The sequence below is a fragment of the Nocardia sp. NBC_00403 genome, from assembly GCF_036046055.1.
Taxonomy (GTDB): Bacteria; Actinomycetota; Actinomycetes; order Mycobacteriales; family Mycobacteriaceae; genus Nocardia.
The window spans coordinates 7,171,268-7,191,298 of sequence record NZ_CP107939.1 but is presented as its reverse complement, the minus strand read 5'-3'; the positions used below and the strand labels follow the sequence as shown (position 1 = coordinate 7,191,298).

Genomic DNA, 20,031 nt, shown 5'->3' with positions numbered 1-20,031 from the left:
TGCGTTCCGGCCCAGGCAATTCGGCTACCAACCAGGAGGATGGACATGAGCACAGCGACCGAGCCGAGCGACTTCGTCATCGCCGGACAGCAGCGCGCCGCCGCGGCGCTGCCGTTCGCGGACTCCGCCGATCTCGCGGATGTCGATCGCGGGTTCATCGCCGCGCTGGAGCCGGGTGTGGTCACCGCCTCGGATGGAACTGTGGTGTGGGACAACGACTCCTATGGCTTCCTGCGTGAGCCCTGCCCTGCCTCGGTCCATCCGAGCCTGTGGCGGCAGTCCGGGTTGGCCGGTCGGCAGGGTCTGTACGAAGTCACCGAGGGGATCTACCAGATCCGCGGCCTCGATCTGTCGAATATGACACTGGTCGAAGGCGATACCGGTGTGATCGTCATTGATCCGCTGATCTCCGCGGAAACCGCCGCCGCCGGGCTGGCGCTGTATCGCGCGCATCGTGGCGACCGGTCGGTGACCGGGCTCATCTACACCCACTCCCACGCCGACCATTTCGGCGGCTCGCTCGGCGTGACGACCACTGAAGATGTTGCGGCAGGGCGCTGCCCGGTGATGGCTCCCACCGGATTCCTGGAGCACGCGGTGGCCGAGAATGTCTACGCCGGCACCGCCATGGCGCGCCGGGCTGCCTACATGTACGGTGCTGCGCTGCCGCGTGGTCCGCTCGGACAGGTCGGCGCCGGACTCGGCCAGACCACCTCCCTGGGCACCGTGACCCTGATCCCGCCAACCGTCGACATCATCGCCACCGGTCAGGAGGAGATCCTCGACGGAGTTCGGATCGTCTTCCAGATGACTCCGGGCACCGAGGCGCCCGCCGAAATGAACTTCCACTTTCCCGATCATCGGGCGCTGTGTATGGCCGAAAATGCCACGCACACAATGCACAATCTGCTCACCCTGCGCGGTGCGCTGGTGCGTGATCCGCACGTCTGGGCGAAATACCTCACCGAGGCGATCAACCTGTTCGCCCGCGATTCCGATGTGGTGTTCGCCTCGCACCACTGGCCGACCTGGGGCACCGATCGCCTCGTGGAATTCATTGCGCTGCAACGGGATCTGTACGGATACCTGCACGATCAGACGCTGCGACTGCTGAACCAGGGTTATGTCGGCAACGAGATCGCCGAGATGATTGCGCTGCCACCGGCCATCGAGAATGCCTGGCACACACACGGGTACTACGGTTCGGTCAGCCACAATGTCAAGGCCATCTATCAGCGGTACATGGGCTGGTTCGATGGCAATCCGGCCCATCTCTGGGAACACCCGCCGGTCGAATCCGCTCAGCGCCATGTGGAATTCATGGGCGGTGCCGACGAAGTGCTGCGCAAGGCGCGGGTCTCCTATGATGCGGGCGACTACCGCTGGGTTGCGCAGGTGGTCAACTACGTCATCTTCGCCGATCCCACCAACACGGCGGCTAAAGCATTGCAGGCCAATACCTTCGAGCAACTCGGCTATGGCTCGGAAAATGCCACTTGGCGAAACTTCTACCTCAGCGGTGCCTACGAACTGCGCAACGGAACTTTCGGCACCCCGAGCAAACCCGACTCACCCAGCGTGCTCGCCGCATTGACTGTCGAGCAGATCTTCGACGTATGGGCTTTACGCGTGGACGGGCCGAAGGCATGGGACCGGCGCGCGGTCGTCGACTGGCACATCAGCGACGAGAACCGGATCCACCGCCTGGAGTTGCGCAACGGCTTGCTCACCCACTACGACCTGCCCATCGGCGTAACCATGCCCGACCCATCGGCCGCGTTCACCCTGTCCCGCGCAACCCTCATCCGGGTGCTGGTGGCGGGCGGGGATTTCGGCGCCGCCGCCGCCGCAGGCGACATCAGCCTGAGCGGCGACCCGACCAAGCTCACCGAGATCGTCGGCGTCTTCGACAACCCCGACCCGAACTTCGCCATCGTCACCCCGTGATTGCGAGCGACGCCACACCTCAACCGCGCAATCGTCGTTCGTGGGCGGTGCGCAGCCGTCGCGCAATGGTGGTGCGCAGCGATTGTGCGGTGGCGGTGGGTGATCGTGGTTGGTGTGGTGTGTAAGGGCTGGCTCAGCGGTGGTGCGTGAGGGCCTCTCGGTGCCGGTCTGTGCGAGCTGCTTGGTGGTGTGCAGCGGTTCGTTCGTGGTGCGCGCAGCTGTTGTGCGGTGACCGTGCGCGTCGTTTGTTGGTGACTGTGCGGCAGCAACCATCACCCAACGCTCAGGTCTCGTGTGTCGCGCCAGTAATTGCCTCGACGGGCGCGGTCGCGACGCATACGGTCGGCGACCATATCCATCGGAACGGCCGACAAGTCTGTGCCGCTGCGTGAGCGCCTGTGTGCTGCCCTGCCCGTCGCGATGAAAGTCCGTGACCGCAACGCTATTGCCGCGCTGCGGTCCGCCCTCGGCGCGATCGACAATGCCGAGGCCATCGACACCGTCGACGTTCGCGCAGGCGCTATCGAGAACAGCGCCGTCGGCCTCGGTGCGGCCGAGGCCCGTCGCCGCGACCTCACCGAAGCCGATATCGAACAGATCGTCCGGCTGGAAATCGCCGACCGACGCACCGCCCCAGACGAATACGACAGCCTGGGTCGTCCGGACCGTGGCGATCCTCTGCGCGCCGAGGCCGCGACCTTGGACGCGCTGCTGTGACCACAGCGATTCGAGACGCAACCACGACCGGGCGCTCTATGGATGGGCCCCCGAGGCGCGTACCCGGCCGTCGCGCTGGACGCCCTGTTGCAAACGAGCAGTACAACTGCCGCTAGGTCTGCGCCTCAGTCGGTAGCGCGTCGATGTACTTGCCAGCGATGAAGCGCTGGACAAGCCGGACGACCGGCCCGCCGATGCGCGCGTACCAGGCTGCATTGCGGGAGAACGCGGTAACCAACCCGTACACGGTGTCATCGGCGGGGTCGTACTCCACAGCGAAGAGTTCCTCGCCGATTTCCGGGTGGCCGGGCAGCGTGCCATAGGCGAAGCCGCACCGATCGGACTCGTCGAGCACGTACACCACGCGGCAGGGCGCCGATATTGCCAAGGGGCCGAAGCCCAGTCGCACTGTCAGCCGAGTTCCGGGCTCGGCGGTCGGTGTGCTCGCCTCTCGAAAGATGCCGGTGCCCTTCTGCATTCGATACGCCAGGATCTCCGCGCCCGCGTGCACGAACAGTGCTCGTCCGTGCCCGATTCGTCGCCGCAGCTGGAACCGGTGGTAGCCGTCGGGCAGCGGCCCCTTGGTGGCGCCGACCTCGGAGTAGGTGAACGAAGGGTCGCCGAGCGCGTTGTCCATACGTCGATCTTCGCCGTCGGAACCGAGGTTCGGAAGTGATCGTCGATAAACGCCTCAGCCATAGTTGAGCACAGGCTTGAGTCGAAGCGGAACCGCATGCAACAACCCGAGCGGATCCACATACTCACGCCGGTTACGTCCGCCCGCCTCCCGCCGGGCACCCCAATGCAGGCACGCCGCCGCGGCGCAGCCCTCATGACCAGCCTCCAACTTCCCGATCGGCGTCCCACGCCCGACCCGGCTTCCCGCCGAGACCGCTGCCTCGACCGGCTCGTAGGTGGTTCGCAACCCACCGGGATGGTCGATCGACACCACCGGCTTATCCGCGACCTTCCCGGCGAACACGACGATCCCGTCCCCGGCCGCCAACACCACCTGACCGGCCATACCTGCTAGATCGACTCCGCGGTGCCCGGGTAACCAATCGTGCTCGAGCTTGTCGAACCGCCGCTCGATCGATGGCCGCGGCTGCAACGGCCACCCGAACTGCCCGGCCGGAGCCGCCGCAACCGGCCGCTCCGCCGCACCCAGCAGAGCGGCTACACCGATGACGACCAACACCGCCCGCCGTCCGCTGCGTCGACCGGCCGGCGCGCACTGTCCCGTGCCACCCGTGCCCGCCCTGCTGAAGCGATACATTCGAGATTCAGTGCGGAGGCAGCGGAAGGGGTACCTGCCGGACAAGATCCAACAGCCGGAGCAGATCACCGACAATGCGTGGCAAGTCGCCCACCGAACCGGTCCCCACCCCGAGCGGAGCTCCCGACCGCAACGGATCAGGACGCAGCAAGCCCGGCAAAGTTCCCAGGCCCGGGACCGGCTGAGCCAAGGCGCCCACCGAGCCCGTGCCCGCGGCGAGCACGGCCTCCCAACTGCTCGGCGCAGGGCGTGGCGGCAAGGACGCGTGGATATCGGCGGGGACAGGTGCAAACGGCCCGAACATTTCCGGCGGCGTAGCCGCAGCGTTCGGAGCCATGACCAGTGAGCCTGCGAACAACAGGGGAATGAACATTGTCAGGAAAATGCTGATGCGATTCATTCCTCAACCCTCACCCGCCCACACCCCCGGCAGTACCCCCGATCCGCCGATTGTGGACAACATCCGCAACTGTGGACATCCCGCATTTCTCCTGCGCAGGAACCGTTCGGGGAACCTTCTTCGAAGGCCGATTTAGCCGTGGGCCGCCCAAGACGTAGACTGATCGAGCGGTCTGTGCGTGCATGGGCCGACTTCGCGCGCCACCCTGTGCTTGTTCGCAACGGCGCTGTTCGAACCGGAGCTCAATTCGTTCGCGGCAGTGTATTTGCGGAGCAGGGAATCGTCGGCTGGTCCTGATCTTCGTGGTCGGGTCCGACGATTCGGAGGCGCCAGGGCAGTAGATCGCCGATCTGCTGCGTCAACCGGCAATGAAAGAGAGATACGGGAGCTATGGCTGTCGTAACAATGAAGCAGCTGCTCGACAGCGGCGCGCACTTCGGACACCAGACTCGACGCTGGAACCCGAAGATGAAGCGGTTCATCTTCACCGACCGCAACGGCATCTACATCATCGACCTGCAGCAGACGCTGACCTACATCGACAAGGCCTACGAGTTCGTCAAGGAGACCGTCGCCCATGGTGGCACCGTTCTCTTCGTCGGCACCAAGAAGCAGGCCCAGGAGTCGATCGCGGCCGAGGCGACTCGCGTCGGGATGCCCTACGTCAACCAGCGCTGGCTGGGTGGCATGCTCACCAACTTCTCCACCGTGCACAAGCGCCTGCAGCGCCTCAAGGAGCTCGAGGCCATGGAGCAGACCGGTGGCTTCGAGGGTCGCACCAAGAAGGAAATCCTCATGCTCACGCGTGAGATGAACAAGCTCGAGCGCACCCTCGGTGGTATCCGCGACATGGCCAAGGTGCCTTCGGCCATCTGGGTCGTCGACACCAACAAGGAGCACATCGCCGTCGGCGAGGCCCGCAAGCTGAACATCCCGGTCATCGCGATCCTGGACACCAACTGCGATCCCGACCTGGTCGACTACCCGATCCCGGGTAACGACGACGCGATCCGTTCCGCCGCTCTGCTCACCAAGGTCGTCGCCTCCGCGGTGGCCGAGGGCGTGCAGGCGCGGGCCGGCATCTCCTCCGGTGACGAGAAGCCGGAAGCCGGCGCGGGCGAGCCGCTCGCCGAGTGGGAGCAGGAGCTGCTCGCGCAGGCTGCCCCCGCCGCTGCCGAGGCCGAGGCCCCCGCCGAGGTCGAGACCGCCGCTGACGCCGCGGTCGCCGAGGTCCCGCCGACCACCACTCCGGCCGACTTCTGAGCCTCTCGACGGCTTTTGTTCACCTTGCCGGCCTCTTCCAGTACGGGAGAGGTCGGCAAGGTGGTGTTACCACCCATTGACAACACACAGGAGGATCGCCACCGATGGCGAACTACACCGCCGCTGACGTGAAGCGGCTGCGGGAGCTCACCGGCTCCGGGATGATGGACTGCAAGAACGCGCTGGTCGAGACCGAGGGTGATTTCGACAAGGCCGTCGAGGTGCTGCGTATCAAGGGCGCCAAGGACGTCGGCAAGCGTGCCGAGCGCGCCACCGCCGAAGGCCTGATCGCCGCCAAGGGCGGCGTGCTGGTCGAGATCAACTCCGAGACCGACTTCGTCGCCAAGAACGATGAGTTCCAGGGTCTGGCCGACAAGATCGTGACCGCTGCCGCGGCCGCGAAGCCGGCCGACCTGGACACGCTCAAGGCCCTCGACCTCGGTGGCCAGACCGCCGACGACGCCCTGCAGGCGCTGGCCGCCAAGATCGGCGAGAAGCTCGAGCTGCGTCGTGTCGCTTCCTTCGACGGCCCGGTCGCCACCTACCTGCACAAGCGGGCCACCGACCTGCCGCCGGCCGTCGGCGTGCTGGTCGAGTACCAGGGTGAGGGCGACGCTGCCGCCGAGGCCGCGCGTGCCGTCGGCATGCAGGTCGCCGCGCTCAAGGCCAAGTACCTGACCCGCGACGAGGTTCCGGCCGAGGTCGTGGACAACGAGCGTCGCATCGCCGAGGAGACCGCCCGCGAGGAGGGCAAGCCCGAGGCCGCGCTGCCGAAGATCACCGAGGGCCGCGTCAACGGCTTCTTCAAGGATGTCGTGCTGCTCGAGCAGTCGTCGGTCACCGACTCCAAGAAGACCGTCAAGGCCCTGCTGGAAGAGGCCGGTGTCACCGTGACCCGCTTCGCCCGCTTCGAGGTCGGACAGGCCTGATCTCCCTTCGAGACCCCTCGCGCTCCGCATCGGTGTGCGAGGGGTTTCGGCTGTCCGGACTCATTTGCCCCCGATTCCTTGGTCTGACAGGGCGAGCCCGGCGGTTCGGAGGGGGCCTTTTGCCGCCGGGGAATCCGGATAAGGCAGGATAGGTTCGCTCTACGTTGCTGTCCGGCCGACCTGCTTGCCGTGAGACCGAATCCATCGCCGAAGGAGAAGTACACCCATGACGGACCCGGGGATCGACCGCCCAGGATATCGCCGGGTGCTGCTCAAACTAGGTGGGGAGATGTTCGGCGGCGGAACGGTCGGGCTCGATCCCGACGTCGTGCAGGCGGTCGCCGAGCAGATCGCCGAGGTCGTCGCCTCCGGTGTCCAGGTGGCCGTGGTGATCGGCGGCGGCAACTTCTTCCGTGGCGCCGAGCTCGAGGAACGCGGTATGGAGCGGGCCCGTTCGGACTACATGGGCATGCTCGGCACCGTGATGAACAGCCTTGCGCTGCAAGACTTTCTGCAGCAGCAGGGGGTTGACACCCGGGTGCAGACCGCGATCACCATGGGCCAGGTCGCCGAGCCGTACCTGCCGTTGCGGGCCAAGCGGCATCTGGAGAAGGGGCGCGTGGTCATCTTCGGCGCGGGGATGGGCATGCCGTATTTCTCCACCGACACCACCGCCGCCCAGCGCGCCTTGGAGATCGGCGCCGATGTGGTGCTGATGGCGAAGGCGGTCGACGGGGTGTTCACCGCTGACCCTCGGGTGGACACGAGCGCCACCATGTATACCGAGATCACCCATAAGGAAGTCATCGAGCGCGATCTGAAGGTCGCCGACGCGACGGCTTTCAGCTTGTGTATGGATAACCAGATGCCAATCCTGGTGTTCAATTTATTGACGAAGGGCAATATTGCCCGGGCGGTCGCCGGTGAGAAGATCGGCACATTGGTTCGGTCCTGACCCCGCGACCTGCGGATTATGACGCTGACGACGCTGTGGAGGAAACGGTCGTGATTGATGAAGCGCTCTTCGATGCCGAGGAGAAAATGGAGAAGGCTGTCTCGGTTGCGAAGGACGATCTAGGTGCCATCCGGACCGGTCGCGCGAACCCGGGCATGTTCTCCCGGATTGTCGTCGACTACTACGGGTCGCTGACCCCGATCACCCAGATGTCGAGCATCACGGTGCCGGAGCCGCGGATGGTGGTGATCAAGCCCTATGAGCAGGCGCAGATGGGTCCGATCGAGACCGCGATACGCAATTCCGACCTCGGGGTGAACCCGACCAACAACGGTGACATCATCCGCATCTCGATCCCGCAGCTCACCGAGGAGCGCCGCAGGGAACTGGCCAAGCAGGCCAAGAGCAAGGGTGAAGACGCCAAGGTGTCGATCCGAAATGTCCGCCGCAAGGCCATGGACGAACTGTCGCGCATCCAGAAAGATGGCGAGGCAGGTGAGGATGAGGTCGGGCGCGCCGAAAAGGAGCTCGACAAGACCACCGCGAAGTACGTCGGCCAGATCGACGAGCTGGTCAAGCACAAGGAATCTGAACTGCTCGAGGTCTGACGCCCTCGGCGTATGCCGATGTCATCGGACGTGGCGGCATGAGCGACGGGCCCGGAGGCGGCAGCTTGCGTAACCACGTAGGGCACCGGGAATGCCGCCAATGGAAGACAGCCGAGCGCCCGCCTCCGGGCGGGGAACGAACGGAACGACGAGTGAGCGACGGGACAATCGTGGCCGAGAACGCCGCCGCGACCGGTGCGGCCGCAACGCCGCCGCCGGCGAACGGCACACCTGATGCAAGGCACGGGGACGTGCGTGACGCCGCGACCGCCGACAATGCCTCCGGTGGTGCGACCATCGACCAGGGTGCCGGCGCGGCCGACGCGACGACTTCTGAGGCCGTTCCGGCGGCGGCGAAGTCACGGGCGGGCCGGAACTTGCCCGCCGCGCTGGCCGTCGGCTTCGGCCTCGGGTTATCGCTCATCGCGATCCTGCTCTTCGTGCCGAAGGTGTTCATCGGCGTTGCGGCCGCCGGCGTCGGCGTCGCCACCTGGGAGGTCGCCAAGCGGCTGCGCGAGGCCGACGTGCTGGTGCCGAGGATCCCGCTGATCGTCGGCGGCCAGGCGGTGTTCTGGCTCGGCTGGCCGTGGGGCTCCAGCGGCGTCGCGGGCGCTTTCGCCGCCACCACATTGGTCTGCATGGTGTGGCGCCTGTTCGATCACGGACTACAGACCGCGCCACGAAACTTCCTGCGTGACACCGCGATCGCGATCTTCACGCTGGCATGGATCCCGCTGCTCGCCTCCTTCGCCACCCTGCTGCTGCTGGAACCGGACGGCAACCTGCGGGTGCTGACCTTCATGATCCTGGTGGTGTGCTCCGACGTCGGCGGCTACGTGGCGGGCGTGCTGTTCGGCCGCCATCCGATGGTGCCGTCGATCAGCCCGAAGAAGTCGTGGGAAGGCTTCGGCGGCTCACTGGTTTTCAGCGTCATCGGCGGTCTGCTGACGGTCACCCTGCTGCTGGATGCAAACTCGATGATCGGTGTGGTGCTCGGCATCGGCCTCGTCCTGGTCGCGACGGTCGGCGACCTCATCGAGTCGCAGATCAAACGGGAACTCGGCATCAAGGACATGGGCACTCTGCTGCCCGGTCACGGCGGCATCATGGACCGCCTCGATTCGATGCTGCCCTCGGCTTTCGTGTCCTGGCTGGTGCTTTCCACGTTCCTCTGACGCCCGACGCGTGCGTGCCGGGAGCGTCCGGATACGCTCGGCGCGTTGATCTTCGGACGGAGTGGCTGCAGTGGGATTGTTTCGTCATGTGCCCCAGCGTGATTCGGCAGTTTTGCCGCGTGACGCCGAGTTCGAGTTCCTGTCGGAGGGCGAGGGCAGCAGGCTACGCGAGACGGTGTACCGCGCCTTCGCCGAACGTGGTTTCGAGGTAACGGTTTTCGGCACGCACGTCACCGATGACTCGGGGAACGAGTTCGGTTTGTACAATATCGCGGCCGCATGCCACAACGCTGCCGAAGGTCCCGACATCTGGTCCGCGCTGATCGAACGCCACGTCGATCTCGTACTGCACAGCATCGATGGGGCGACCGATACGTCTGCGATGCCGACCGCCGAGGTGTGGTCGCTGCTCTATCCCAAAGTGGCGGGCGAGCATCAACTGGCCACCGGCGGGGACTACGGCTATGCCGCCGAACTGGCTCCCGGTCTGCACGCGGCGCTCGCACTCGATCTGCCCGACAGCGTCCAGACGTTGCCGTGGCAGTCGCTGACCGACCTCGGCGATCTGGATCAGCTGCGGGCGCGGGCGATGGACAACCTGCGCGAGCTACCCATCGAGCAGCACGATGTCATCGAAGACGAGGACGGCACGCGATTCGATGTGGCCGCAGGCGACTCGTACCTGACCGCGTCCTGGGCGCTACTACTGGACGAACTGGTAGCGAAGCTCGTCGGTGCGCCGCTCGGCGACGACGGTGCGCTGGTGGCGGTACCCTTCCGTCACCTGGTCGCCTTCCACGTCATCGAGGGTCCTCAGCTGATCCCGTCACTGAACGCTATGGCTGGATTCGCGGCCGCCGAATACGCGGACCAGCCCGGCGCGATCAGCCCCTATGTGTTCTGGTGGTGTCGGGGACGGTGGACTCAGCTCACCCGGATCGACGGCGAAGGTCTGGCCATCGTCGTCGACGAAGAGTTTCACGAGGTGCTGGAGCGCATGGTCGGCCACTAGCCACTCACGGGCGCTTGGCGACCCGCCTGAGCTGCACGATGCGGACGCCGCCGACGAGCGCCATCACCAAGGCGCCCGCGATCACCGACAAGAGCACCAGGATTCCGACCGGCAGCGAGAAATCCCAGAACAGCAGGTCCACCCGTTGCTGCTCGAGGTTCTGCATGATGAAGATCAGCACCAGGATGCCGATCAATGCCGCGACGATGAATGCGATCCAGGTGTCTCCGGTCCTGGACTTCTCCAAAGTCTTGGCGACGGGCTTCGGCGGCGTGGGAGGGACAACGGGTTCGGGCGGCCGTCCGGGCTCCGGTTCGGACGACTCCTCAGCGTGGCTCGTCATGGTCCGATCATTGTCGATCGCTATGACCCGCGCAGGTATTTGCGCGCGCGGGGATCCGTATGTCGCTGGATCGGAACCTGCCTGCCTTTCGGCACTGTGATCGGAGCCTCGAGCAGTGACCTTCGTCGCGTCGGGCGTCGCGATCGTCACCTCCGGTCGGCAGCGAGCCCAAGGGATGGGACACTGGAGAAATTATGACCGTCTCCCTTCCGCTTGTCTTCGATGCTCCGCGCCGTGGTATGCCCCCTCGGCACCTCGCCGACCTCGATCCCGACGGCCGTCGTGCGGCGGTCGAGGAACTGGGACTGCCGAAGTTCCGAGCGGACCAGATCGCCAGGCAGTACTACGGCCGCCTGCAAGCCGACCCCGAGCAGATGACGGATCTGCCCGCACCGGTGCGCGAGAAAATCGGCGAGGCACTCTTCCCGCCGCTCATGTCGGTCGTGAAGCACGTGGCATGTGACGCGGGCCAGACGCGAAAGACCTTGTGGCGAGCAGGCGACGGCACCCTCCTCGAGAGCGTCCTCATGCGCTACCCGGACCGCGCCACCCTCTGCATCTCCAGCCAAGCTGGTTGCGGCATGGCCTGCCCGTTCTGCGCCACCGGCCAGGGCGGCCTGAACCGCAACCTGTCCACCGCCGAGATCGTCGATCAGGTCCGCGCAGCTGCCGCGGCCATGCGCGACGGCGAGGTTGCGGGCGGACCCGGTCGACTCTCCAACATCGTGTTCATGGGCATGGGTGAACCCTTGGCCAACTACAAGCGCGTGGTCGCCGCCGTCCGCCGGATCACCTCACCGGCCCCGGACGGCTTCGGCATCTCCCAGCGCAACGTCGTCGTCTCCACCGTCGGCCTGGCTCCCGCCATCCGCAAGCTCGCCGACGAGGACCTCTCGGTGACCCTGGCGGTCTCGCTGCACACTCCCGACGACGAGCTGCGCGACACCCTGGTTCCGGTCAACAACCGCTGGCCGGTGGCCGAGGTCCTCGATGCCGCGCGGTACTACGCCGACAAGAGCGGCCGCCGCGTCTCGATCGAGTACGCGTTGATCCGCGATATCAATGATCAGCCGTGGCGTGCGGACATGTTGGGTCAGAAGCTGCACAAGGCACTCGGTTCGCGCGTGCACGTCAATGTCATCCCGCTGAACCCGACCCCGGGTAGCAAGTGGGACGCGAGCCCCAAGCCCGTCGAAGCCGAGTTCGTCCGGCGCGTCAACGCCCAGGGCGTTCCGTGTACCGTGCGCGATACCCGTGGCCAGGAAATCGCCGCTGCCTGTGGGCAATTGGCTGCCGAAGGATAGTCTGCGCGGCGCTTCGGATCGAGCCGGAGTCGGTTGTTTCGCAGTGCGGGGTCGCAGGGCCCTGGGCCGGGCCGGTGAACCGCGACGTGCGTCAGTGAACGTGCGCCGGTGGGCGCCAAGACGACGCCGCGGCGCTCTACGAGGTAGTTCTCCATGAACGACGCCCGGTCGCAGAATCGTCGCAGGAACCAACGCGGCGTGGGAACCGCGGTCAGCAAGCGTGTAGCCGGCATGCCAGAGCCGGATTACTGCCAGACCTGTGGGATCGGTGCGACAGCAGTTCTGTACGGGGAGCTGGTTGATCGGGCAGGCAACCCGGTTTCCTGCACCGCTGTGGACAGGCGATGTTTCCGATTTCCGGTTACGCTCCGCAGCATGACGCTCTCGACCCGGTCGGATGGTGGAATCGTGCTCGGGCTGTCTTGCGGACAGCCCGGCGGCAGCGCGGAGCTCCTGCTGACAGCCGCGCTGTCCGCCGCCAGGGAAGGCGGGATGGACGCGCGGCTCGTCAGGCTCGACGACCTGGAGATCGCACCCGGTCCGGACACCGGAACAGCCGACGACACCGCGTGGTTCTGGGAGCAGCTCATCGAGTGTGATGCTCTGATCGTCGCCGTCCCGGTGCTGACCAGGACCATCCCCGGCCGCCTCAAACTGCTCGCCGACCGCATCCTCGGCCCCAACGCCGACGCCGCCATCACCACCGAGCTGCTGCGTCTGCAGGCCTCCGGTGTAACTCCCGCAGTGTCCTTCCGAGTGGACGAACGTGTCCTCAGGCCACGAGTAGCCGGATTCATCGCTGTCGGAGGGTCTTTGACGCCGCGCTGGACCACGTTGGCACTGCCGCTCCTGCACACGCTGACCTTCTCCATGCGGATCGCAGTGGTCGATCAGGTGCAGTTCGCGGGCGCAGGCATGCCGCGATCCATCGTGCTCGACGACAGCGCAATAGCGCGCGCAACCCAGCTCGGCCGCAATGTGACGGGGCAGGTCGGCGTGCGTTTCGAGGACGCGAAGTACCTTGGTGACAAGCCCGGCCTGTGCCCCTCGTGCCACCTGGATGTTTTCGTACTACGCGGCCAGGAAGCCGAGTGCGCGACCTGTGGGGCGAGCGGCGAACTTGTCGTGGTCGACGGCGCGGTCACTGTGCGCTTCCCTGGCGGCGAGGCTCGTGGCTCCGTGACGTCGATGGAGGAGCTGCGCGACCACTTCTTCGAGATCCAGCAGACCGCGGCAGGCCAGGGTGCGCAGGCGGACGAGATAGCGCGGCGCGCAAAGGTTTATGAGCCGTCTGCATTCACCGTCCGCCCTGAGCGGTAGCAGTGAACTCTGCCAGGTTTCCCCTGATACCGATCCGAGCGCTCGTCTGCAATCAGCGAAGGTCGTCGGGCAGCACGCGGAATGCCTTGTGTTCGGTGAGTGGCGTCAGGGCTCGGAAGTCTCGTCGGTCGAGGGTGAGTACCGCATCGGTTTCGTAGTCAGCGGCTAAGGCGACAATGACTGCGTCCGCGAGGTCAAGACGCAAGTCGGGGTAGAGCCTGCGGACGGCATTGGCCTGATCCAACACATCAGGTGTCACTGTGGCGATCTCGAAACGCCCCGTGCGAGCCTGAGCGCTGAGATCCTCGATCATCTCCGTTGCGATCCGTCGTCCCAGTACCCGGCGGGCGACATGGTCGACCTCGGCGAGTGCGAGTGGCGACAGCACGACCAGACCGGCCTGTTCGAGGGTATGAAAGGCCCCATCGCTGTCCGGTGACGAGGTGTCGAATGCGGCAATCAGCCCGGATGTGTCGGCTATGACGATTCCGGGCCCCTCGATATCGACTGTCACAGGCGTTCCGGGTGGTCGCCGAAATCATCGGCGAGGTACTCGTCGACACGCTCGGCGAGGGTGGGATCGCCGCTGGCGAAACGCCTCAGGCGGAGCGGTTCCGATCGCCGTTGCATCCGCAGCGCGGCAAGGTGTATCGCATTGCGGATGATCTCCGCCTCACTGACGTTGCTCTGTGCGGCAGCCTCTTTGATGATGGCCAGGTCGTTGGCATCGGCGTAGACCATCGTACGTTTTAGAGCCATATGAGTATTGTGGCATATATGTGTAGGCGGTCCCTGCTCCAGGGACTCAGCGGCACGGAAATCGTCGCCGTCCAGGAACTAGGATCGGCGGATGAGCGCCGAGGAGCTGCGTCATCCGGCAACGGAAATGGGCAGGCGGCGGGTAACTGTCCGGAGTCCGGTTCGGCAGCTCTCACCTGCGTTGGCACCTTTGTGGCTGGCGCTCCATGAAAGATTCTCGGCGGGGCGGTCGGTGCAGCGCATGCGGGTGGGACCGCTGGACGCCGAGCAGCAAGGCGCAATCGCGGATCTGTTCGGCGCTATGCGACTGCCGGGCGAATATGCCACGGTCTCGCTGACCGACGTTGATGCAAGCCGCGTTGGATGTACGACTCAGTCGAGACCTGGTGCGGGAAGTAGCGAAGGAGTTCGAGCGTGTGCGTTGACCTATCCGGGGCAGAGTGGTTCAAGAGCAGCCACAGCGGCGGGGGCCAAGATTGCGTGGAGGTCGCGCATCTGGAGGGCGGCATGGTTGGCGTTCGTAACTCCAAAACCCGAGCGGCCCTGCGCTGGTCTTCACGCCTGCCGAATGGGACGCCTTCATTGGTGGGGCTCAGCATGGCGAGTTCGAGCGTTCGTAGATCTCCATGTGGGCGAAGAGGCCCTGCCGATCTACCTCGAGAAGACCCAGCCGCCATCGCTTAGACCACGTGCGCGGGGGTCTCTGGGGTTGGGCTACATCGTGTGTTTGCTGGAGCTGTGCTGTGGTGTGCCACGAACGACTCACTTGAGAGGCTTTCGCGGACTACCGTCATGATCCATGACGCGTCGTAGCCGGTGGTTCGGAGCGATCGCTCTTCCCGCGGTCGCGCTCCTTGTGAGCTGCAGCTCGCCGGCCATCGACGGGGCAGGCAGTGCCACGTTGACGACGGCGAATCTCGCGCCTGACCAGGTTGTTGGCCTCGCGCTGCCAGACCGTGCCGTAGAAGTTGCTGTGGAGAAACTTGACGGCCTGGTCGAGTCGTTGATGGCGGACACCAAGATTCCGGGTATGGCAGTTGCTGTCGTACATGGCGGGAAGACGGTGTACAGCAAGGGTTTCGGCGTCCGTGAAGTCGGGCACGACGATAAAGTGGATTCCGACACGGTGTTTCAGCTTGCATCGGTGTCCAAGTCGCTTGCGGCGACCGTGGTGGCGCATCAGGTGGGGGCGGGATCGGTCGGGTGGGATACGCCGGTCGTGTCGAAGCTGCCTTGGTTTGCGTTGCGTGAACCGTATGTCACCGCGAATGTCACGATCGGTGACCTTTTCGCGCATCGCAGCGGGCTGCCCGACCATGCGGGTGATCGCTTGGAGGACCTGGGTTACGACCGTAGGCAAGTGCTCGACAAACTGCGAGTGGACCCGCTCGATCCGTTTCGAATTACATACCACTACACCAACTTCGGCTTGACTGCCGCAGCCGAAGCCGTCGCAGCGGCCGCAGGCGCCGAGTGGGCCCAGCTGTCGGCCGACGTCCTCTACACCCCACTCGGGATGAGCTCCACCAGTTCCCGATTCGATGATTACAAGGCGAGATCTAATCGGGCGGTCGGGCATATGTCGGTCGATGGGGATTGGGTCGCGCAGGCGGTGCGAAATCCGGATGCGCAGGCACCTGCGGGCGGAGCCAGCTCTTCGGTGCGCGATATGGCGCAGTGGCTTGCCATGATGCTCGGCACTGGTGCGATCGGCGGGAAGGTGATTGCGCCCGAGTCGGCGCTATTGCCTGCGATCACACCGCAAGTGATCTCGGGTCCGCCGACCGCGCCCGATGCGCGCGCGGGTTTCTACGGGTATGGGTTCAACGTGTCCAGTACCTCGGCTGGTCGCGTCACTTATAGTCACTCGGGCGCTTTCTCGTTGGGGGCGGCTACCAACTTTCTGGTGATACCGTCGGCCGACGTGGCCATTGTCGCGCTGACCAACACCGCGCCGATCGGAGTTCCGGAAACCCTGACCGCCGAGTTCGCCGATCTCGTGCAATATGGCAAGGTGCGCGAAGACTGGCGTGCGCTCTACCAGCATGTGTTCGCGGGCATGGCTGAGCCGGAGGGGGAGTTGGTCGGCAAACAGTCGCCTGCGAATCCGGCTGCGCCGCAACCACTTGTGTCTTATGCCGGGACCTATGCGAACGACTATTGGGGACCCGCCGTGGTGTCGGATGCCGGCGGGACGCTGGTGCTTGCACTGGGTCCTGCCGGACGGACTTATCCGTTGAAACACTGGGACGGAGACACGTTCGTCTTCACGCTGAGTGACGAGAACGCCCCGCCAGGGACCGTCTCCAAGGCGACGTTCACGGCCGACGCGCTCACACTCGAGTATTTCGACGAGGACGGACTCGGGACGTTCAAGCGATGACGTTCGTCTGTTCTGGGTACGCGAGGCGCGAGAACCTCTGGTCGAGAGGTCACGGACGCGTTCTTCGGTTAGGCACCGGGTCGGTGCCCAGCCCCTGCTTTTGCGGCGGGAAGCTCAACTACTGGCGAACGTAGTTGAGTTTCTTGATTCAATCTCAAATAAGCGCGGCCTGGGTGGAGTTTGCGCAGCTTGAATTTTCCCATCTTTCCTGTGACCGGCACGTGCGCAACGTTGGATGGCGCAAGTCTGGTCACCAAGGGAGCTGCAAGTCGCCTGCCGACGCAGCCCGCAGGCAGAGGAGTCCGCTGAGTCCGACCGACTCTCTAGCGGTAATTCTTCGCAGGCCGGTTCGTCGCCGCACGCCGCTCGGCCTGCTGCGCCTTGATGCGCTCGTTTTCCTTCAGCACCGCGGCGTAGCTTTCGCGCTCGCGGATCAGCCACTCCGGCGGGTCAGCGAGCAGGGCGGCGATTGCATCGGTGGTGAGGGCATCGGAGACGTCGGCGCGGGCGAGGCCGGTGTTGGAGACGCCGAGTTTGCGGGCGACCACGTCGCGGGGGAAGGGGCCGGTGCGGCGGAGTTCGGTCAGCCATTCCGGGGGATTGGTGCGGAGCTCTTCGAGGTCGGCACGTGAGATCGGCGAGTTCCGGAATTCTTCGGGCGCCGCCGGAAGATAGATGCCGAGCTTGTTCGCCGCGGTCAGCGGCTTCATGGTCTGCGGTTTCTTGTCCGGGCTCACCGATACAGCCTAATGGGCGTCGTCGGAGGTAGTTCGTTCGGAGTCTGCTCCGGAGCGAAGGTGAGGTGGCTGTCCGAAGGTCGGCAGGCGGTGCGGTTCGTCTGGAACCTGCGCCGGTCCTCGGCAATCGCCCGATGCGCGCCACTGGGAGCAGTTCGTCCGGAGTCCGTTGCGCGCGGGAGGGTACGCCGGACAGCTGTGTGTCTGCCCCCGCTCGCAGGTCGTGACCAGGTCGGGCAATACCCTTGACCGAATGAGCCGGTTCGAGTCCATCGACGTAGCGCGGCTGCGCTGGTTTGTTGCGGTTGCCGAAGAACTGCACTTCGCGCGGGCGGCGAAGTCGCTGAACATCGCGCGCCAGAAGTTGAGCCAGACGGTCATCGATCTGGAGCACGAACTCGGGACCAAGCTGTTCGTGCCGGGGGCACAGCCGACGCAGCTGACCGACGACGGACATGAACTGCTGCGGGAGGCGCGGGAGCTGATCGCTCGCGCCGATGAGCGCGCCGCAGCGCCGGTCGCCACGGATGCGCCTGGCCTGCGTGTCGGTTTCGTGCCCGGCGTCACGGTGTCCAAATGGACCCGGATCTGGGGTGAACGATTCCCGGATACTCCGCTCGAAGTGGTCGCGATCGCGGCGGCCGAGCAGTCGGCGGCGCTGCATGACGGGCGCGTCGATCTCTGCTTCGTTCGCCTGCCCTTCGACCGGGACGGCATGAGCGCGATTTCGCTCTACCGCGAGCTACCCGTTGCCGTGGTGTCCAAAGACCATCCGCTCTCGGTGTTCGAGCAGGTGAGCACGCCGGACCTGGCCGACGAACAGCAGCACGACGCCACCGATATCGATGCGGCAGGAAGCACCATCGAGCTCGTTGCGGCAGTGGGCGGCTTCGCTATCGTCCCGCATTCGATTGCCCGCCTGCATACCCGCCGCGACCTCGTATACCGAACAGTCACCGACGTCCCCGTTACCGAGATCGTGCTGGCCTGGCCTACCGATCGGACCACCGAACTGGTCGAAGAGTTCGTGGGGATCGTCCGCGGCCGCTCGGAACGAAGCTCGCGATCGCCTGCCGCGCGCAGCAAGCCGGCGCAGCAGTCCAAGAAGACACCACCGAAACGAGCCACCGGTGGGCGCCCTACCCCCTCCAAGAAGAAGCCCGCCAAGCGCCGGGGGCGCTGACGCGCTCGGTGCAGTCGGTTGCCGAGTACGAGGTCGCCCGGCGGGGCTTCCTATGGTGGTCGAGCAGTTGGCCTGCGACAGAGTCGAACTCGCCCGTTGAGCCATCGACCGAGTGCTCGAACAGCCGCGGTCATGGCCGCCCCCATGCGTTGTTCCAACGATACCCGGGTACTGATCAGCACCGAGCCGGTGATCGGATGAGAATCCTTTCCGACCGCTTATGTCTCTCATACTTGTGTCGGCAACACCGTCGGCACGAGATCGGGAGGTTGTCGTGATTATTGCCGCCATTGTCGTTGGTGTGCTTGCGGTCTGTGCGTGCAGTGTTGCCGTGCTGCGGAGGCGGGGGCGGTCCCGTGGCTGACGTGCGCTGGCCGGATGAGCATCTGGTTGCTGCGGCGCAGTCGGGGGATACCGAATCGATCACCGCCCTGGTGTCGGGGGCGCATCCGCATGTCCGGCGGTTCGCCTACTCGCTGTGTGCTACGCCGGAGGACGCCGAGGATGCTGCGCAGGAGGCGCTGATCATCCTGTATCGCAAGATCGGGACGTTGCGCGCGTCGGGGGCCCTGGCGTCGTGGATGTTTCGGATCGTTCGCAACGAATGTCTGCGCCAGTTGCGGCTGATGTCGCGCCGCTCCGAACCGGTCTTCGACGAAGGCACGGTGTCTGCGGAGGACGTGGCGATGCATCGCCTGGAAGCCGAGCGGGTCGCGGCGGCCATTGCGGCGCTGCCGGGCGAACAACGACGCGTGCTGATCATGCGTGACATACAGGGCTACAGCGGCCGCATGGTCGCCGATCTACTCGGCCTCAGCACCGCGGCGATGAAATCGCGGCTGCACCGCGCCAGGTCCGCCGTGCATCACACATTGCAGGATCCGATGTGAGGCCGAGAATGACCGCCGAGCCGAGCTATTCCAGCAGGTCGGTGCCCCGTCACTTGGCCCGCGGGGCTATGGGATTCGGCGCCCTGATCGGCTCGGTGGCGTTGCTACCGCTGACGGGACCGATCAGCTTGCTACTGGCACCGGTCGGCTTGGTTGCGTTGCGTGGTTGCCCGACCTGCTGGGCGATCGGGTTGGCTCAAACCATCTCGATGGGCCGTTTGGAACGGTCCTGCGTCGACGGCCGCTGTGAACTGACGGTCGCGGGTTCCCGCGCGGGCGGCGAGGGTCCTGTATCGCAATGATCCAGCCGGACCCCGACGCGGGTTGTCCGTGTCGGGGTAGCGGCTGCCGGTTCCGGCTCCTATTGCTCTGCGGGGCAGAGCATTTCGATGGGGGGCACCGTGGCCGCCCGCACCTCGATGCAATGTCACTATGGCGCGTCGTCGCAGTTGGCGACGACGGCAACAGCCTCGGCGCGGAACTAGCGCGGCTTGCGACGCAGAATCGAGTCGCGGATCAGAATGCCCGCGATGGCAACAGCGAAGCCGACGAGGAAGACGTCTTCGACCCGGCCTTTGTGGTTGCCGATGGTCATGGCCAGCAGGATCAACGCGACGATCCAGCCTGCGGCACGGAAGGTCCGGCGGGACTCGCCGCTCCAACCCCAGGCGGCGGACGGAACCTCGGCGGTATCCACACGGGTGAGGACGCCGCTGTCACTGTGGGTGGTTTCGAGTTCCGTGGCGGCCACGATCGCTCCTTGGTGGGTCGAGTACTTGTCGATATCGTGGCATACGACCGGTCGTCGTAGCCAGCAGGCCCTGCCACAA

23 protein-coding genes and 1 pseudogene are annotated in these 20,031 nt (G+C 65.4%); 16 read left to right on the top strand and 8 right to left on the bottom strand.

Going from position 1 to position 20,031, the window contains the following annotated elements; all coding sequences use genetic code 11:
* Nucleotides 1-45: 45 nt before the first annotated feature.
* Together OHQ90_RS32300 and OHQ90_RS32295 are read left to right on the top strand one after the other, a co-directional pair.
* The gene (locus OHQ90_RS32300; RefSeq protein WP_328403968.1) at nt 46-1,947 is read left to right on the top strand and encodes an alkyl/aryl-sulfatase; all 1,902 of its coding nucleotides are present in this window, start codon (nt 46-48) and stop codon (nt 1,945-1,947) included.
* Between the two features lie 420 nt (nt 1,948-2,367).
* Complete coding sequence (locus OHQ90_RS32295) at nt 2,368-2,664, top strand: hypothetical protein (protein WP_328403966.1); 297 nt, start codon at nt 2,368-2,370, stop codon at nt 2,662-2,664.
* Nucleotides 2,665-2,776: 112 nt separating this feature from the next.
* Here OHQ90_RS32295 and OHQ90_RS32290 read toward each other — a convergent pair whose 3' ends face one another.
* From OHQ90_RS32290 to OHQ90_RS32280, 3 genes are read right to left on the bottom strand one after another with little or no spacing between them, the layout of a single operon-like run.
* Nucleotides 2,777-3,301 (bottom strand): DUF1990 domain-containing protein, encoded by a 525-nt coding sequence (locus OHQ90_RS32290; RefSeq protein WP_328403964.1) that lies wholly within the window; start codon nt 3,299-3,301, stop codon nt 2,777-2,779.
* 54 nt (nt 3,302-3,355) lie between these two features.
* Nucleotides 3,356-3,940, bottom strand: coding sequence for a M23 family metallopeptidase (locus OHQ90_RS32285; protein WP_442941225.1), 585 nt, complete (start codon nt 3,938-3,940; stop codon nt 3,356-3,358).
* Between the two features lie 7 nt (nt 3,941-3,947).
* On the bottom strand, nt 3,948-4,340 hold the full coding sequence (locus OHQ90_RS32280) for a hypothetical protein (protein WP_328403962.1): 393 nt from the start codon (nt 4,338-4,340) through the stop codon (nt 3,948-3,950).
* Nucleotides 4,341-4,730: 390 nt separating this feature from the next.
* On the opposite strand from OHQ90_RS32280, the gene rpsB reads away from it, so the two are divergent.
* The 6 genes from rpsB (at nt 4,731) to OHQ90_RS32250 (ending at nt 10,282) form a co-directional block, all read left to right on the top strand.
* Entirely contained in the window at nt 4,731-5,603 is an 873-nt protein-coding gene (rpsB, locus tag OHQ90_RS32275; RefSeq protein ID WP_328403960.1) for a 30S ribosomal protein S2, read from the top strand.
* Nucleotides 5,604-5,707: 104 nt separating this feature from the next.
* Nucleotides 5,708-6,532, top strand: coding sequence for a translation elongation factor Ts (tsf, locus tag OHQ90_RS32270; protein ID WP_328403958.1), 825 nt, complete (start codon nt 5,708-5,710; stop codon nt 6,530-6,532).
* Between the two features lie 226 nt (nt 6,533-6,758).
* Nucleotides 6,759-7,487, top strand: a complete 729-nt coding sequence (pyrH, locus tag OHQ90_RS32265; RefSeq protein WP_328403956.1) for a UMP kinase — start codon at nt 6,759-6,761, stop codon at nt 7,485-7,487.
* 50 nt (nt 7,488-7,537) lie between these two features.
* Complete coding sequence (frr, locus tag OHQ90_RS32260) at nt 7,538-8,095, top strand: ribosome recycling factor (RefSeq protein ID WP_328403954.1); 558 nt, start codon at nt 7,538-7,540, stop codon at nt 8,093-8,095.
* Between the two features lie 296 nt (nt 8,096-8,391).
* Nucleotides 8,392-9,270, top strand: coding sequence for a phosphatidate cytidylyltransferase (locus OHQ90_RS32255; protein ID WP_328413253.1), 879 nt, complete (start codon nt 8,392-8,394; stop codon nt 9,268-9,270).
* 70 nt (nt 9,271-9,340) lie between these two features.
* The gene (locus OHQ90_RS32250) at nt 9,341-10,282 is read left to right on the top strand and encodes a hypothetical protein (RefSeq protein ID WP_328403952.1); all 942 of its coding nucleotides are present in this window, start codon (nt 9,341-9,343) and stop codon (nt 10,280-10,282) included.
* A gap of 4 nt (nt 10,283-10,286) precedes the next feature.
* On the opposite strand, the gene OHQ90_RS32245 is transcribed toward OHQ90_RS32250, so the two are convergent.
* A complete protein-coding gene (locus tag OHQ90_RS32245; RefSeq protein WP_328403950.1) occupies nt 10,287-10,625 on the bottom strand; it encodes a LapA family protein in 339 nt (112 codons plus the stop codon).
* A 194-nt stretch (nt 10,626-10,819) separates the two neighbouring features.
* Here OHQ90_RS32245 and rlmN point away from each other — a divergent pair, with 194 nt between their 5' ends.
* Both rlmN and OHQ90_RS32235 read left to right on the top strand, forming a co-directional pair.
* Nucleotides 10,820-11,929, top strand: a complete 1,110-nt coding sequence (rlmN, locus tag OHQ90_RS32240; protein ID WP_328403948.1) for a 23S rRNA (adenine(2503)-C(2))-methyltransferase RlmN — start codon at nt 10,820-10,822, stop codon at nt 11,927-11,929.
* 375 nt (nt 11,930-12,304) lie between these two features.
* Complete coding sequence (locus tag OHQ90_RS32235; RefSeq protein WP_328403946.1) at nt 12,305-13,249, top strand: flavodoxin family protein; 945 nt, start codon at nt 12,305-12,307, stop codon at nt 13,247-13,249.
* A gap of 52 nt (nt 13,250-13,301) precedes the next feature.
* On the opposite strand, the gene OHQ90_RS32230 is transcribed toward OHQ90_RS32235, so the two are convergent.
* Together OHQ90_RS32230 and OHQ90_RS32225 are read right to left on the bottom strand one after the other, a co-directional pair.
* Complete coding sequence (locus OHQ90_RS32230; protein WP_328403944.1) at nt 13,302-13,763, bottom strand: type II toxin-antitoxin system VapC family toxin; 462 nt, start codon at nt 13,761-13,763, stop codon at nt 13,302-13,304.
* A complete protein-coding gene (locus OHQ90_RS32225) occupies nt 13,760-14,008 on the bottom strand; it encodes a CopG family transcriptional regulator (protein WP_328403942.1) in 249 nt (82 codons plus the stop codon). Before OHQ90_RS32225 ends, OHQ90_RS32230 begins: the two co-directional genes overlap by 4 nt.
* A 414-nt stretch (nt 14,009-14,422) precedes the next feature.
* On the opposite strand from OHQ90_RS32225, the pseudogene OHQ90_RS39635 reads away from it, so the two are divergent.
* From OHQ90_RS39635 to OHQ90_RS32215, 3 genes and pseudogenes are all read left to right on the top strand, one after another.
* Nucleotides 14,423-14,500, top strand: a pseudogene (locus OHQ90_RS39635) (DUF397 domain-containing protein); the annotation flags it as partial.
* A 56-nt stretch (nt 14,501-14,556) separates the two neighbouring features.
* Nucleotides 14,557-14,628: a DUF397 domain-containing protein gene (locus OHQ90_RS39630; protein WP_442941514.1), complete on the top strand. Its 72-nt coding sequence runs from the start codon at nt 14,557-14,559 to the stop codon at nt 14,626-14,628.
* A 179-nt stretch (nt 14,629-14,807) separates the two neighbouring features.
* Nucleotides 14,808-16,391 (top strand): serine hydrolase, encoded by a 1,584-nt coding sequence (locus OHQ90_RS32215; RefSeq protein WP_328403940.1) that lies wholly within the window; start codon nt 14,808-14,810, stop codon nt 16,389-16,391.
* A gap of 323 nt (nt 16,392-16,714) precedes the next feature.
* On the opposite strand, the gene OHQ90_RS32210 is transcribed toward OHQ90_RS32215, so the two are convergent.
* The gene (locus tag OHQ90_RS32210) at nt 16,715-17,128 is read right to left on the bottom strand and encodes a DUF5997 family protein (protein ID WP_328403938.1); all 414 of its coding nucleotides are present in this window, start codon (nt 17,126-17,128) and stop codon (nt 16,715-16,717) included.
* 253 nt (nt 17,129-17,381) lie between these two features.
* Between OHQ90_RS32210 and OHQ90_RS32205 the strand changes: the two genes are divergently transcribed.
* The 3 genes from OHQ90_RS32205 (at nt 17,382) to OHQ90_RS32195 (ending at nt 19,503) form a co-directional block, all read left to right on the top strand.
* Entirely contained in the window at nt 17,382-18,311 is a 930-nt protein-coding gene (locus tag OHQ90_RS32205; protein WP_328403936.1) for a LysR family transcriptional regulator, read from the top strand.
* A gap of 356 nt (nt 18,312-18,667) precedes the next feature.
* Nucleotides 18,668-19,201 (top strand): RNA polymerase sigma factor, encoded by a 534-nt coding sequence (locus OHQ90_RS32200; protein ID WP_328403934.1) that lies wholly within the window; start codon nt 18,668-18,670, stop codon nt 19,199-19,201.
* 8 nt (nt 19,202-19,209) lie between these two features.
* Nucleotides 19,210-19,503 (top strand): hypothetical protein, encoded by a 294-nt coding sequence (locus OHQ90_RS32195; RefSeq protein ID WP_328403932.1) that lies wholly within the window; start codon nt 19,210-19,212, stop codon nt 19,501-19,503.
* Between the two features lie 179 nt (nt 19,504-19,682).
* Here the strand turns inward: OHQ90_RS32195 and OHQ90_RS32190 are convergent, their stop codons facing one another.
* Nucleotides 19,683-19,952 (bottom strand): DUF2631 domain-containing protein, encoded by a 270-nt coding sequence (locus OHQ90_RS32190; protein ID WP_328403930.1) that lies wholly within the window; start codon nt 19,950-19,952, stop codon nt 19,683-19,685.
* Between the last annotated feature and the right edge of the window lie 79 nt (nt 19,953-20,031).